The sequence below is a fragment of the Microbulbifer sp. ABF4_148 genome (assembly GCF_056158985.1).
The window spans coordinates 438,084-452,478 of the sequence record NZ_JBSWUI010000001.1 but is presented as its reverse complement, the minus strand read 5'-3'; the positions used below and the strand labels follow the sequence as shown (position 1 = coordinate 452,478).

Sequence of the window (14,395 nt, the reverse complement as noted above, 5' to 3'; positions counted from 1 at the left end):
GCTATAACCACGAGGGAAGTGGAGGTTTTTTATTCGGCTCCATGAATGAGTGTTAATGACTTAAAATGTCATCCTGCTGGTAACGCCAACGGTATGAGGTTGATTCCATGGATAGGAAGCCACTAAATACAGAAATTGATCACCACACTGCTAAATTCATCGTGGGATTGATCGCCTTGTCGCTTGCGATATTGACTGACATCCTGACGCCTGGGGTCAGTATTAGCTCGATTAGCCTGTCATACCATTTAACCGATAATGCCCGCAATGTATTCGTAGGGGCTCTCTGTGTCATATCGGCTTTTCTCTGGTCGTATAACGGCTACTCCTTGTTTCAGGCGGTCTTAAGTAAAGTCGCAGCCGTTGCTGTTGTAGCAGTGGCATTCTTTCCGTGCGATTGCCATGCGGGCCGGGTTGTTGACGGGTCAGCTGGAGAGGCGACCCTGACTGGAGTTATCCATACCGCGTCGGCAATTTCCATGTTTATTATCCTCGCGATTTTTTGTTGGCTGTTTTACCTGAGAGCCAGGGGTAAGGATTCTAAGCAGGCGAAGGTTAGGGGGCTGATCTACAGAGCCTGCGCAGTGGTGATGCTTGGCGCGATGGGCGTACAGTTGCTCGATATGCTCGGCTGGGTGGATTTCAGCGGTATTACTCACCGCCTGACCTACTATGTTGAGGCGGCGGGGTTGATGGCATTTGGTGTTGCCTGGCTCACCGCCAGTCGCATGTTGCCATTGATTACCAATGAAGATGAGCGCATAAGAATCGAGCTGTCTCGAGCGTAGCTTATCTTAAGTGCTTGCACGCATTGCTCCGAATCTGTTTTCTCTTCTATTGACGCGTAAATTCAGCAACGATTCAGTTGCGGAGGGTTAAAAAGCAGGTGTGAATCCAAGGAAAACGCACCATGCGCCAGGTCCCCTACCGATTACTCGCCGTGCTCGCCGTCGCTTTCACGCTCGGTGGTTGTGTCACTTATCCCGCTACGCCGGTGGTCGTCGAGAAAACCTATGTCCGTAAGGCACATCCGGTTTATGCCTATTCGGTGATCACCGATCCCGGCTATCGCTTCTACGACGATACCCTCGGCGTTTACGTGTTCTACGACCGCAGCGACGTTTTCTATCGACAGGGGCGTTACTACCGTTGGCATCGTGATCACTGGATCAGTGCCAATCACTGGCGTGGCCCCTGGATTCCCGCCCCGAACCTGACGATCTCGGTCAACTTCAATGACCGCTGGCATACGCGCTTGCGCCGCCATGGCCATCACTATGCCGGAGGGCGCCATCACAGACCGCCGCGCCGGCACGGATATGACGACAGTTACAAGCGGCGGGATCGGCATGAGAGCTACCCATACCGGCATGATCGTCGTGACAAGGCTAAGGATCGTCGGGAGGAGCGCCAGGATCGTCGTGAGGCGCACCAGAATCGTGGCCGAGGTGCCAAGCATGGGTTTACGGGCGTAGCCGAGCCAAAGCGGCGGGCGGTGCAGGTAGATAACCGGGGCGGAAATCGCCGTAATGAAAACGTTGAAGCACGCCGTAAGCCACAGCACAAATTTGGTCGGGATGAGCGGGCAGTGAAACCTGCGGGCAGACCGGCCGGCATTCGCGACCCACGCATTGTCCCTGCAGTAGAGCGCAAGGCAACCGATCGCCGCACGGTGCGTGACAGGCCCAAAGCACAAACCCAGCGCAGCCAGCCCCGGCGCGAGCGCAAAGCGGCAAATGATCCGCGCAAAACTGCCGCGAAGCCAGCGCCGCGCCAGGAACGGGAACAAACAAAGATCAAGCACCCAAAGCTAAAAGAAAAGAACAGGGAAAAGAACAAGGAAAAGAGAAAGAAGCCCAAAAAGAAAATAGATAAGCGCGATCAGGTTCTTCTGGTGCGGGAGCCGCATACCCGTCGGTCCAACGAACCGCGCCGCCGGATTGATTGATTCTGTTTATCAACTCGCCCCGTTAATATTGCAAGCTAACGAGCCAATGCTGTAACGCACCCTGCAGGTCGATACTATGGTGCTCTTATAAAATATTAAGAGTCGCGACGACCATGAAGCCTACCGCACTTGCCCTTTCCCTGTTGTCTTTCAGCCCGCTGGTCCTTGGCGATAGCCCCTATTTTGGTCAGGAGGCCCCGGGGGCAAAGGCCAAACTCTTTGCCAAAGATGCCGTGTCGGTTACCGGCCGTTATGAATACGGCATCACCTTTTCCAAAGATCTGGACGAGATGTACTTCTCGAGCCAGCAAGACGGTCAGCCTGCGGCAATCTATTCGTCCAGACTGGTTAACGGCGTGTGGCAGCCCATCCAAAAGGAGGCGTTTACCCAGGGCCAGAAAGCGGGCGAGATGCAGCCGTTTTTGAGTGCGGATGGCCAGCAGCTCTTCTTCACCGCCTATAACGCAGACTTTACCGATACCAAATTCTGGACGGCCGATCGCGTTGGCGATGGCTGGGGTGCTGCGAAGAAGCTTGCATCACCGGTCAATGACAGCGAAGTGTTCTATTCGACCCTGGCGGGCAATGGCGATCTGTTCTTCACCAATATCATGGAATCTACCGTCTACCATTCGCCGCTTAAGGACGGTAAATATTCCAGGGTAGAAAAAGCGGGCATCGAGTTCGGGATACACGGGTTTATCTCGCCACAGCAAGACTATCTCCTGGTGGATGCCAAGGCGGCGGACGCTGACCGTAAAGACAGCGATATCTACGTGTACTTCAGGCAGCCGGATGGCACTTGGTCCAGGCCGGTGAGCTTGGGTAGCGAGGTCAACTCAACCCATAGCGAGACCGTGCCGAGCGTCACCCCAGACGGCAAATACCTGTTTTTCAGTCGCTATGATGAAGAGGGCGGTATTTCGAACCTCTATTGGGTGAGTAGCGATGTGATCGACAAGGTACGTCCTGAATAAAGGACACCCATCAAAGCGCTCAGCGAATGGCGCTGCCTCTTTGATGGATGTCCCGTGATGCGTCCGTGATGCTTTCTGAGAGTTCGCTGGCTAGAAGATCAAAGTGAAATCGCTTCCCCGGTAATAAGCGATTGCAGGAAGGGCGTATACCCCACCACGCCAATGATCAGGGCGACGGTCAGCAGGATCAGTACCCCACTGGTGGCATACTGCACTGACGGGCTACCGCGCTCGGACGCGTAGAAATATAACTGTGCAGTCAGTAACGGCAGCAGGTAGCAGCCGAAGGTCCACATGGGGAAGAACGGGTCGCCAAACCCCGGTTCAAGCCCCAGTAGCGTACCGGTAATCAGGTAGCTAAATACCCCCACTCGCAGAAACCACTGGGCGTTTGAAACCAGAAACAAACGCAATGCCCATTTCCGGTGATTGCCGATATCCCGCTCCCTGATACGGCGCAGCGCCATATAGACAAACCACAGGATAAACACCCCATTAATACTGGTGCCAATGGCCGAGAGCATATCCGGGCTGGTGCCCCTGATCAGCACCAGGTAAAACCCGGATAAGGCGAGGCCCAATACCGTGGTCAGGTAAATGTAACCGTTGATCCGGTGGAAGCGCGGAAAGCGGTTCCGCACTTGCGGGATAAGCTGTAGCGCACCACCAAAGGCGACGATGCCGGCGCCTAATGCATGTGCGGCAAAGGCCAGGTTGCCACCGAAGTCCCCGGCCACGTAGGGGGTGCTGCCAAGGGGCTCAAAGCGGTTCCAGATTTCCAGGTTCCCGGACAGCACGGAAAACCCGTAAAACGCGATGATGTAGTACAGGAATAGCCACTGCCCCACCATGAGCGAACAAAACCAGAAGATGGAGGCCCCTTTGAGAAAACCGCGAGGCTCCAGTGTGATCGGCGCGCCGGTTGCGCCAGATAAGGGTGTGCGTTCGAGATATCTGCCCAACATAAAACGTCTGCCTGTTGTTGAATTTTCAGGCTGAGAATACGGTCGGGAAGGGCGGTTTTCGTCCGGACGGGCCCATCCGGACGGATTAGGACAACTTTTTGCCTCTAACTTAGTGGGTTTGCTGTCGGCGATAGGCGGTCGGGGTCTCGCCGACGGCCTTCTTGAACGCCGCATTAAAGGTGGACTTGGAGTTAAACCCCACTTCGTAGGCAATGGTGGCGATTTGCTTGTCGGAATCCTTTACCAATGCCTTGGCGGCCTCGACGCGATATCCGTTCACAAACTGGAAAAAGTTGGTTTCCAGAAACTGTGATAACGTCTCTGAGATATGGTTTTCACTCACGGCAGTGGCATCAGAAAGCTTGTTCAGCGACAGGTCTGATTCCATATAAAGCTGGTCTTTCGCCATTACCTGGTTGAGCGTTTGCGCAATCTGCTCCATCCGCTCGGGTTTGAGACTGGCGGGTCTCGAGGGGGTCGCGCTGTCTTTGCCTTTCTCGGAATCGGTCAGCACCGGCTGGTTGATGGCCAGGTGGGCAAATACCAGCAAGATCACCGCTTCAATGGTGGGCAGCACAATACCGGAGCCAAACCAGCGTTGCCCCAGGAAACCGAGGATGTATTCCATCGAGAACAGCAGCCAGGCCGCGCCCCATAACAACAACACAACCCGGAACCAGTCCATCGAACGCCCCTCGATGGAGGCGAACCGGTCCATCAACTGGCGTCGGTGCCTGGCATGGAGCCTCAGGGTGGCCACCAAATAGGCGCCGGTGAACAGGATGAAGACCAGCGTAGACGACACGCAGGTGACAACGGCAATCTTCCACTGTGCGGGATCGCGCGTTGCCGGGTCCGCCAGGGCCAGCTTGTCTTGCGAAGAGATGCCAAACACAAACGGCATCATGACCAGTATCACCAGTAAGGGGCCGGTCATCGCCAGCGCATAGGCTTTGGGTGGCAGCTTCTTATCCGGTGACATGGTCGCAAACGCATAGAAATAGAGCGCAGGCCCCAACAACATGCGTACCGGGAACTGTAACCCCGCCAATGCCGGCGCATACCGGTAAAAGCCGGAATAGATATGCAGCTCGCCCAGGATATGTACCAGCAATAACGAGAACAGGGCAATCAGGTAGACCGTTTGGCGCTGTCGTGGCTTGCTCAGGCACTCCAGCAACGCAAACACCGTCATACCCAACATGCTTGAGTAGATCACTGTAGGGACTACATTGACGCCCATATCGAGAACACAATTTCAGAAGCAGAGAAAAGAGCCATGTTATTCCCGAATACCACACGCATCAATCGGAGGTGTCGGGCACTAAAGCGGCAACCTGGGCCGATGCACTGACGTGGTTTGCACGGTGCTGATATCTGGCTATTTATCCAGTAAACTGGCACAACAGTGTAATCCACGCCGCAACCCAGAGCCGCCCCTTGCCCCAAGGATTCCTCCTCACCCGCCACAGCTTTGATCAGCGCGGCAGCACCTGCATCCACTACTGGCTGGCTACACCAGAGGGCTCGGCCAAGCTGTTGATTGAGGGCGAGCGCCCGGTGTTTATGGTGCGGGTGGCGGATCGCAACCAGGTGGCAGAGCTTCTGGCCGACGTGCCCCACGATTGGCAGCAGCTGGGCTTTCAGACTTTTGGCCGCGAAGAGGCGGCCATGCTGTATTTCCTCACCATCGACGCCCACCGCCGCGCGCAGACCCTGTTGAAAGACCGCGGCATTGAAGTGTTTGAGGCGGACTTCCGTCTCCACGACCGCTACCTGATGGAGCGCTTTGCCCGTGGTGGCCTCTACTTTGAAGGCGTGGCCCGGGCCAGAGACGGCTATACGGAATACCGTCAGGTGCGTCTCAAGGGCGCCGAGGTGCAGCCGGATTTCAGGGTGGTTTCCCTCGATGTGGAATGCTCCGGGAAAGGCGAGCTGTATTCCGTCGGGCTCTACGGGCATGGGGTGGAAGAGGTGTTGATGGTCGGCGAGTCGGAAGACGCCGATACGACTATCCACTGGGTAGAGAACGAGCGGGCACTGCTGCAGGCGCTGGAGGCCAGAATCCAGTCCCTGGACCCGGACATCATCATCGGCTGGGCGGTGGTGGATTTTGATTTCCGCCTGCTGCTAAAGCGGGCTGGTCGCTATGGACTGCGCCTGAAGCTGGGGCGCGGTGGCACCGAGGCCCGCTGGCGGGATGGTCGCGAAGGCAGCCAGGGCTTTGTGACGCTGCCGGGCCGGGTAGTGCTGGACGGCATCGACGGACTCAAGAGCGCCACCTACAACTTTGAAAGCTTCAGCCTGGAGTTTGTGGCCCAAACGCTACTGGACCGGGGCAAGGACACCGAAGATGTGGATAACCGCCTGGCGGCGATTGAACACGACTTCCGCCATAACAAACCCAAACTGGCTGCCTACAACCTGGAAGACTGCCGGCTGGTGTGGGACATCTATGAACACACCCGCCTGCTCGATTACCTGCGCCTGCGCGCCCAGCTCACCGGACTGGAGCTCGACCGCAGCGGCGGCTCGGTAGCGGCGTTTACCAACCTCTACCTGCCCAAACTGCACCGCAGCCACTATGTCGCGCCCAACCTACCAGCCGACGGTGGCCTCGCCAGCCCCGGTGGCTATGTCATGGATTCCCGGCCGGGCCTGTATGACAACGTACTGGTGCTGGACTTCAAGAGCCTGTACCCGAGCATTATCCGTACTTTCAAGATCGACCCCATGGGCCTGATTGAAGGGTTGGCTCATGGAGAGGCAGGAGAAGCCGGTGGGGACCTGGCGGAAGACGAGGCGGATGAGCAGAGTATCCCCGGTTTTCGCGGTGCGCGCTTTTCCCGTGACAAGCATTTCCTGCCGGACATCATTACCAACCTCTGGGCCCAGCGCGATATCGCCAAGCAGGAGCAGGACGCCGCCCGCTCGCAGGCTATTAAGATCATCATGAACTCCTTCTACGGAGTGCTGGGTTCCGGCGGCTGCCGCTTTTACGACACGCGCCTGGCCAGCTCCATTACCCTGCGCGGCCACGAGATCATGCAGCAAACCGCCCGCTGGATTGAGGAGCTCGGCCATCAGGTGATTTACGGCGATACCGATTCCACCTTTGTCTGGTTAAGTGGCCAACCCAGCTCGGCAGAGGCGGACACGATCGGTAAGAATCTCGCCGAAGAGATGAACACGCGCTGGCAGAACAAACTGAAACAAGAGCTGCAGTTGGAATGCGAACTGGAGCTGGAATTCGAAACCCACTACCAGCGCTTCCTGATGCCCACCATCCGCGGCTCCGAGGCCGGCTCGAAAAAGCGCTACGCCGGCTTGGTGGTACACGGTGATAAAGAAAAGCTGGTGTTCAAGGGCCTAGAAACCGTGCGTAGCGACTGGACCGAACTGGCCAAGCAATTCCAGACCCAGCTCTACCAAATGGTATTTCACGGCGAAGACCCGTCCGACTTTATCCGCGAGACGGTGCAGAAAACCCAGGCCGGCGAGCTGGACGAGCAGCTGGTGTACCGCAAACGCCTCCGCCGTAAGCTCGAGCAATACATCAAAAACGTACCGCCCCACGTACGTGCTGCCCGAATGGCCGATGAACAGCGCCGCCAGCAGGGCCTGAGTCCCAAATACCAGAACAAGGGCTGGATCCGTTACGTCATTACCCTCAACGGCCCCGAGCCGGTGGACTACCGGCAGTCACCCATCGACTATCAGTCCTACATCGACCGGCAGCTCAAACCAGTTGCCGATGCCATCTTGCCGTTTATTGATCTGGATTTTGATAGTCTGGTGGATGGGCAGTTGGGCCTGTTTGGAAAGACTGACTGAACGCGGAGAAAAGCTCACACGGGCAAAATTCGCACTCAGTACTTCAACTCCGCCGGCGTCACTTCAATCGTGGGACGCGGCATTTGCGAAAGTTGACGCCTGCACGTTAAGCCCAGCTTTTGGACGACCTCGGAATCGATTAATGCATCACTAGAAGCGAATCATATCGTAACGATAACAAATACATCGCGTGAAATGGCGTAGATATTATCTATCTCGTAACCCGATGTAATCGCGAAGCAATAGTTTACCGCTTGAAAAAGCAGTAAATTGGAAAAGCACTTCTAAATAGCTAATGGAGCTGGGTTGCCACTGCTCCATGCACCTATTTCTATACCAATAATTACTTAAATCCGACATGTAAAGTCAGAGGTGTCGCTGTACCAGAAGTCTTGTCGTCAAAGAATATTCCAAAGGAAATGAATGATGCCGCCAAGAGACTTTATGACGAGACGCCTCAGAGACCGGAAAAAGAAATTCGTCGAGAGCCTGAATACCGGTGAGTTCTCCGGTCGATTTACACTGGAATGGATAGGGCCAAACGAATTTCATTATCACCCGGATAAGGACGATCCTTTCAAATATATCCGCAATTTAGGTGATGGTACCTCTGAAACGATTGAGCCCGGCCCCATGACAACCGATGGTGGCAGTATTCCGCTATTTGTACAGGCGATCACCGGCCTGGAGCCCTGGGAGTGCGGGCCCGCTTATATCATCCACGACTGGGAATTCCACCGCCATGACATCGACAGCACGTTTCAAAAGACATTCGAAGAGGTCAACCTGACGTTGGCAGAGGCGATGTGGACGCTAATGACCAAAGGGTATGGCAAATACAGCATGCCGGAGAAAAGACATAGCGACGTGCACAACGTCTATGCAGGCGTCATGAGCCCAATCGCCCGGCGTATATGGGATGAAGGGGTGCTGTTTGACCGGTGAAAGGGTCAATCGGATAAATCCAGTCAAAGGAAAATAACAAATCAAGGAAGATGAAAAAATGCGGAATTTGATAGTCTGCTGTGATGGTACATGGAATGATGAAAACAATACTGACGAGGGAAAAGCTGCGCCGACAAACGTCAGACGGCTCTTTCAATCACTCGTAGACGATGGCGTGGAACAGCTGACCCGATATCAAGCCGGTGTAGGAACCGGTGGGCTCATCGATAAAGCACTTGGTGGCTTGGTGGGATCGGGCATTACCGAAGATATCAAAGATTGCTATTACTGGCTCTGTGACAAATATCGTCCAGGTGACCAGATTCACCTGTTCGGCTTTAGTCGGGGCGCCTTTTCGGCACGAAGTCTTGGCGGGCTGATAACCAAATACGGGATTGTCCAATTCCACTCAGGTGCAACAGAACATGATAAGTCCCAACTCATCGATGATATCTACGATAGGGGCTACCGTAGGAGCTTATCATCCGTAGAACTGCAGCGCGTTATTCCGGTCGAGTTTCATGGCGACTCAGATCGCGCAGTACATTTTGTCGGTGTGTGGGATACCGTCGGCGCGTTGGGGATACCTGACGATAAAGCAGTCCTGGACGCTTTCGATAACCCCACGAAGTATCAATTTCATGATGTAACCCTTTCCTCCAAGATTCGTTATGGAAGACATGCACTGGCGATCGATGAGATGCGCAGCAGCTTTACGCCAACGCTGTGGAAGAAAAAAGACACTGAAAAACAGAGTGATTTTGACGCGAGAGTCAAGCAAATATGGTTCCCGGGCGTGCACTCTGATATTGGTGGCGGATACAAAGATGCCCGTTTAGCACTTTGTACGCTGAAATGGATGCTGGAAGAAATACAGGCTTTGCCGACTGAACCTGATGCTAAGGCGCTGATTTTCGAAGACGGGTTCATTGACAAAGTGAATTCCACAGCGGACCCGCTGGGAGAGCTACATGACTCCCATACTGGGCTTATGAAGGCGTTGCTGCCGCGGCCGAGGGCAATCCCGAATCTCAGTGACAGCACCAAGGTGCATGTCGCTTCGATTAAGGCAATCTCAGAAGAGGTATTACATCCTAGCTTTCCGTACAGAAGGCATTCGAAATTCAAAGATGGCGTTTCCGAAATTGATGTCTATGCGAAGCATCCGTGGAACTGGACGGGGATCTATCTCGAAAAAGGTAAGTCTTATAAATTCACTGCGAAAGGGATGTGGAATAGTGGGTCAGTCGTGGCCGGGCCAAAAGGCAGTCGGGATGGCAAGTTCCAGCTGGCTGAAATCAAGCATGTCTTCGGAAGCTTTGCCGATGGATTGGAAACGCTGGCAAAGCGAATCACCGGAAACGAAGATTTAGATATTGCCTTCAGCCGCAGGCATGGTGGCTCACCATGGCTGATGCTTATGGGCTGCGTCGCTAATGAGCGGGTCACGCGCATTGATGGAACGCCGGAGCAGCACCACATCTTCGAGATTGGTAGCGATGAGATAGTTGAAGTCACCGAATCCGGATATCTCTATTGCTTCGCAAATGACGCGTGGGGTTCGTATAAAGAAAATCGTAACTATGTGTCGGTACGGATCGAAGAAGTATAAGCACCTAAATAACTTAGCGATTAACCTTCTGCTATGGCCGGGCTGTTACGAACTGGCATCGGCTCATAGCAGCGGATAAAAGATTCTAAGAGAAAGGGAGGAAACTACAATGAATCACTCGATTGAAATTCTCGGCCAAAAGATGAGTTACCCCACCACCTGGCAGGGAATGGCCAGTGTACTGTTCGTCTGCCTCACAATCGGATTTTTGGGCCATACGTTGGATGGCGAAAAGATTGATTCGTATGCAAGTATCATCAATGGTGCGACAGAGGAAGCCTATGGTGAGTCACTCAATACCATTGACGATCTGAATCGCCAAATATCTTCACTGCAGAGCACGATTGCTGACTTGACCGAGAAGGCCCAGCTGGCGGAAGAGGAAAAGGTCGCCCTATTTTCCCAACTGGAAAGTGAAAATAAATCGCGGCAGACGGCTTTAGAGAACCTGAGTCAGCTCAATACAGCCAGAATCAGCAAGTTCACCAATTATGAACAAAAACTACCGGTCGAAGAAAAAGATAAGTTGCAAGGTCAGGTTTACGCGATGCAGCAACAGCAGATTCAGAAGCAGTTGGGTACGGTAAAATTGCAGCAGAACTGGCTGGGTGATCAGCAGCAGAAGCAGCAACAGAAATCAGTGGCGGAGTAGCACGCGCTGATGACCGGGGCTTGGTCGCGAGCACTGAATTACCAAGTCCTACCTGCTACCTGACCTCCAGGATAGGTTAGGCCGTTTTTTGTCCATGCGGCAAAGGGTAGTCTTTTGGCCGATAAATATATTGCCGAGTATTGGCAAGACGGCTGTATATCTTGGGCGTCGCGTTTGAGCCTATCGAGAATAGTCGTGCATGCGGCCGCTCCGGTAACCAATACCCCTCACGGCAAACAATCTATTATTTGGTCGATATATGAGTTGTTATTTGACAGATATATCACATTAGACTATTTCAAAAGGCACCTTATTTTTATATCGATAAACGCAAAATAATAATGAATTACACGCCATATAACCGTATCGGGCGCCGTGCCTGGATAGGGTCAATCATATGTGCCGCCATATTCCTGCTTATTGGCCTCTACTCTGGTGCCGCTTTTACACAACAAATAGAAAAAGCTAAGGACACTCCTAGTCAAAGCGAACCTACACGGGATCAACAATTTGAAACCTTGATTATGGATCTGAAGAACCGCCGAAATGGTGGGGATTTGGCCGCGTCTATCTATCTGGGTGATAACTACATTCGCTGGAATCGCAGCCCAGAGGATATCGAGACGGCGATCTTCTATCTCGAGGAGGCTGCCAACTATGGTTTCGCACGCGCCCAGGAAATGCTTGGAGATCTCTATTTATTCGACAAACTGATTGATCGGGATATCGAGAAGGCGCTGTATTGGTATCGAGCAGCGGCTCAACAGGAGTCACCACATGCGCTGAGAATTTTGGGTGGTATGCATCAATATGGTGATCATATTGAAAGAGATGTAGATAAAGCGTTTATCTACCTAACCCGAGCAGCCGAGTTAGGGGACCAGTATGCCGCGTTTCAATATGCGAGAAAGCTGATCTGGACGCGTGGAGAGGGCGCCAATCTACAACTGGGCCTCCACTATCTAACTGGCCTCGCGGAAGACGGCCATCATCCCGCGGAATATATGATGGCGCAGCTATATCTGGATGGCCAGAAAGTCCGCTATGACGCCGGGGTGGCTGAGCTGTGGCTGAGCCGCTCCGCAGAACACGGTAACACCGCCGCTAAAATCCGGGTGCTGCAACTCGCCTATCATCGTGCGACCACGCCGGACGAAAAAGGTGAAATCCGCAAACAGCAGCGAGAGATCTATCAGAAATCCAGTAACAGGTTTCGGAATGATTTCGCCTGGGATCTCGCGACGCTCTCCTACGAACCGCTGGTCGATGGGGATTTTGCTATCGAGATCATGCAAGAGGTCCTGGTCGGTGAAGTGGCGGACAGTATCCCGTTTATAGACACCCTCGCTGCTGCGCAGGCCACGGCAGGAGATTATGCCGCTGCAGTTACAACCCAGCAGAGGGCAATCACCGAAATTCAGAAAAGAAGCGATGAACCTGTCGAAGACGGGTTTATCGAGCGCCTCGAACTATATAAGAGCGAACAACGCTATATCCAATGAAGCGACTATATCAATTACTACGCTTATCGCTATTCCTGAGCATCATCCTGTCGAGTGCGCAGACTTACGCTGAAACTCTCGAAGAGCCGGGTGGGTTGATTCTGCAGGAATTCGGCCTGGATCTTTCCCAGACATTTTCGGTTGATCAGATACGGCGGGAGTACAACGAACGCATCCGTCTGGTAGATGTCCGCATCGACGGCAACCCCCACAACATAATGTTGAAGATCGCCAAGTGCGATTTTATCCGTGACCTGATGTATCAGTGGGAATATAGCGAGGGCTTCGGCTTTCTTGAGGAAGATAGTGCGGCGTGCGAAGGCCATCTCGAAGATAAATATGCATATCATCCAGAGGTCATCTTACGTCTGCTCGAATATGAGTATGGAGAAGAGTTTTTCCGGCAGGCGCGAGCCACAGAGCGGCAAATCGCGGATGTGATCTGGACCAGTGCACAAAAGGCGCGCTTGTATGAAATGTTGGCCAGCCGATCTGCCTATGATAACGCCCCTCAGGCGATTAGATATGGTGAAAAAGCGCTTGCCCTCGATGCGCACTCAGCTTTCAGGCTAACACTGGCAAGTCTGCATGCGCAGACGGGCGCCAGTGCACGGGCGGTCGAGATCGCCGAGTATGCGTTCCTTCAGCGGGAGAGCCTATCGGCTCCTGAGCTCCAGAACTTACTATCGATCTATGCGGATACTGAGCAGAAAGTATTGGCGCTGTCTGTCTACCAAATCCTGCAGGATAGAGGTGAGCACGGCGGTATCCAGATTGCCAAGGACCTCGCCACGGCGGGCCACTATGAACTGGCATCCAGAGAATTTGCTTCACAGGGGAGTACGATTTACGGTGCGGAGCGACTACAGTTCGAACGCTTTAAATTTGAGTTCCAGAATGGATCAAAAGACGCCGCCTATTCGGCGTATGTCGATATGCGTGATGCGGGACTGGCGGCCGACCCGCTTGGCACTAACCGAATCGCTCTCTTCGTAAAGCACCCGGACTTGCCCTGGTCATTGCGAGACTTCGGCACGATTTTTCTCTCCATACCGGCGATCTTCGCGGTTGTCTTATTGCTGGGGATTCCGTTTACCATTATCCACTACATTGCACTCGCAAGAGCGCAGCGTGGCAAGTTGGTACCCCAGCCTGGTGGTCTGGGGCTGAGATATTCCTGGCTCGCGTTTTCCTACTGTGTCCTTGGATTGATGATTCCATTTGCCATTCTGAGTCCGACGGATTTCGTGGGCGAGGATTTGTGGTTTAGCGATGGAGCGGGTGTCGACAGGCGATATCTCGCCGACGCAACGTTGCTGGGTTCTCTACTGTCCATCGGCCTGCTGTTGCCGCTGACAAAACGCTGGAACCGGCTTGGCGGGGGTTGGCTCGCTGACAGGCATCCGTTGGTCCCGTCGATCATGGCCGGTGTGGCATTTGGTTTTGCGATGCGTCTGCCGGGGTTCCTGAAAGCGGAGATGTTGCCGGAGATCACTGAGTATTTTTCTCGGTTTACTGAACAGGGCATTGCCATCAGTGCGGTTACCGAGACCTATGGGTGGCCCGCCACTGTATGGATGGTAGTGATCGCCGCCCCCGTCGTTGAAGAATTTGTCTTCCGCGGCGCCATCCTCGGAGGGCTCCGGCGTTACCTGACCTTCGGATGGGCTAACCTGATCCAGGCGTTGCTCTTTGCAAGCCTACATGCGGTTGAGTCGATATCTGCTTCGGCATATATCTTTGTTGTTGGGGGCATGCTGGGCCTGCTTAAAAAGGAATATGAGGGTCTCCTGGTACCAATTCTTGCCCATGCAACGTTCAACGGTGTTTTTGTCTATTGGATGATGACCTAGCGCCAGGCAGTCTGGGCATTCTGCGCACTTGGTGGCATTGGAGAGGAAGTACCGCGTAGGCAGGACGCCTACGCGAATTGCCAGCAGAGCTCACTGGCTGAGTAGAC

The 14,395-nt window shown here is 53.8% G+C and carries 11 protein-coding genes; 9 read left to right on the top strand and 2 right to left on the bottom strand.

The window, feature by feature from the left end; translation table 11 throughout:
- Positions 1 to 107 precede the first annotated feature (107 nt).
- From ACXAD0_RS01865 to ACXAD0_RS01855, 3 genes are all read left to right on the top strand, one after another.
- The gene (locus ACXAD0_RS01865; protein ID WP_475086644.1) at positions 108 to 788 is read left to right on the top strand and encodes a DUF998 domain-containing protein; all 681 of its coding nucleotides are present in this window, start codon (positions 108 to 110) and stop codon (positions 786 to 788) included.
- 122 nt (positions 789 to 910) lie between these two features.
- Positions 911 to 1,948: a hypothetical protein gene (locus tag ACXAD0_RS01860; RefSeq protein ID WP_475086643.1), complete on the top strand. Its 1,038-nt coding sequence runs from the start codon at positions 911 to 913 to the stop codon at positions 1,946 to 1,948.
- A 113-nt stretch (positions 1,949 to 2,061) separates the two neighbouring features.
- On the top strand, positions 2,062 to 2,925 hold the full coding sequence (locus ACXAD0_RS01855; protein WP_475086642.1) for a TolB-like translocation protein: 864 nt from the start codon (positions 2,062 to 2,064) through the stop codon (positions 2,923 to 2,925).
- Between the two features lie 98 nt (positions 2,926 to 3,023).
- Here the strand turns inward: ACXAD0_RS01855 and ACXAD0_RS01850 are convergent, their stop codons facing one another.
- Both ACXAD0_RS01850 and ACXAD0_RS01845 read right to left on the bottom strand, forming a co-directional pair.
- Entirely contained in the window at positions 3,024 to 3,890 is an 867-nt protein-coding gene (locus ACXAD0_RS01850) for a DUF2306 domain-containing protein (RefSeq protein ID WP_475086641.1), read from the bottom strand.
- A gap of 109 nt (positions 3,891 to 3,999) precedes the next feature.
- A complete protein-coding gene (locus ACXAD0_RS01845; RefSeq protein WP_475090289.1) occupies positions 4,000 to 4,278 on the bottom strand; it encodes a helix-turn-helix domain-containing protein in 279 nt (92 codons plus the stop codon).
- A 1,052-nt stretch (positions 4,279 to 5,330) separates the two neighbouring features.
- Between ACXAD0_RS01845 and ACXAD0_RS01840 the strand changes: the two genes are divergently transcribed.
- The 6 genes from ACXAD0_RS01840 (at position 5,331) to ACXAD0_RS01815 (ending at position 14,288) form a co-directional block, all read left to right on the top strand.
- Positions 5,331 to 7,724, top strand: coding sequence for a DNA polymerase II (locus tag ACXAD0_RS01840; RefSeq protein ID WP_475086640.1), 2,394 nt, complete (start codon positions 5,331 to 5,333; stop codon positions 7,722 to 7,724).
- 444 nt (positions 7,725 to 8,168) lie between these two features.
- On the top strand, positions 8,169 to 8,669 hold the full coding sequence (locus ACXAD0_RS01835; RefSeq protein WP_475086639.1) for a hypothetical protein: 501 nt from the start codon (positions 8,169 to 8,171) through the stop codon (positions 8,667 to 8,669).
- A 58-nt stretch (positions 8,670 to 8,727) separates the two neighbouring features.
- A complete protein-coding gene (locus tag ACXAD0_RS01830; RefSeq protein WP_475086638.1) occupies positions 8,728 to 10,281 on the top strand; it encodes a DUF2235 domain-containing protein in 1,554 nt (517 codons plus the stop codon).
- Positions 10,282 to 10,390: 109 nt separating this feature from the next.
- Positions 10,391 to 10,933: a hypothetical protein gene (locus ACXAD0_RS01825; protein WP_475086637.1), complete on the top strand. Its 543-nt coding sequence runs from the start codon at positions 10,391 to 10,393 to the stop codon at positions 10,931 to 10,933.
- Between the two features lie 341 nt (positions 10,934 to 11,274).
- Entirely contained in the window at positions 11,275 to 12,435 is a 1,161-nt protein-coding gene (locus ACXAD0_RS01820; protein ID WP_475086636.1) for a tetratricopeptide repeat protein, read from the top strand.
- Positions 12,432 to 14,288 carry a CPBP family glutamic-type intramembrane protease gene (locus ACXAD0_RS01815; protein WP_475086635.1) on the top strand — a complete coding sequence of 619 codons (1,857 nt, stop codon included), beginning with the start codon at positions 12,432 to 12,434 and terminating at the stop codon, positions 14,286 to 14,288. Before ACXAD0_RS01820 ends, ACXAD0_RS01815 begins: the two co-directional genes overlap by 4 nt.
- Positions 14,289 to 14,395: the final 107 nt, after the last annotated feature.

What these genes read in the sequence shown, in the direction of transcription:
- ACXAD0_RS01855 (WP_475086642.1), top strand. Translation starts at nt 2,062, where the DNA reads ATGAAGCCTACCGCACTTGCCCTTTCCCTGTTGTCTTTCAGCCCGCTG.
- ACXAD0_RS01865 (WP_475086644.1), top strand. Translation starts at nt 108, where the DNA reads ATGGATAGGAAGCCACTAAATACAGAAATTGATCACCACACTGCTAAA.
- ACXAD0_RS01845 (WP_475090289.1), bottom strand. Translation starts at nt 4,278, where the DNA reads ATGGAATCAGACCTGTCGCTGAACAAGCTTTCTGATGCCACTGCCGTG.
- ACXAD0_RS01850 (WP_475086641.1), bottom strand. Translation starts at nt 3,890, where the DNA reads ATGTTGGGCAGATATCTCGAACGCACACCCTTATCTGGCGCAACCGGC.
- ACXAD0_RS01820 (WP_475086636.1), top strand. Translation starts at nt 11,275, where the DNA reads ATGAATTACACGCCATATAACCGTATCGGGCGCCGTGCCTGGATAGGG.
- ACXAD0_RS01825 (WP_475086637.1), top strand. Translation starts at nt 10,391, where the DNA reads ATGAATCACTCGATTGAAATTCTCGGCCAAAAGATGAGTTACCCCACC.
- ACXAD0_RS01815 (WP_475086635.1), top strand. Translation starts at nt 12,432, where the DNA reads ATGAAGCGACTATATCAATTACTACGCTTATCGCTATTCCTGAGCATC.
- ACXAD0_RS01830 (WP_475086638.1), top strand. Translation starts at nt 8,728, where the DNA reads ATGCGGAATTTGATAGTCTGCTGTGATGGTACATGGAATGATGAAAAC.
- ACXAD0_RS01835 (WP_475086639.1), top strand. Translation starts at nt 8,169, where the DNA reads ATGACGAGACGCCTCAGAGACCGGAAAAAGAAATTCGTCGAGAGCCTG.
- ACXAD0_RS01860 (WP_475086643.1), top strand. Translation starts at nt 911, where the DNA reads ATGCGCCAGGTCCCCTACCGATTACTCGCCGTGCTCGCCGTCGCTTTC.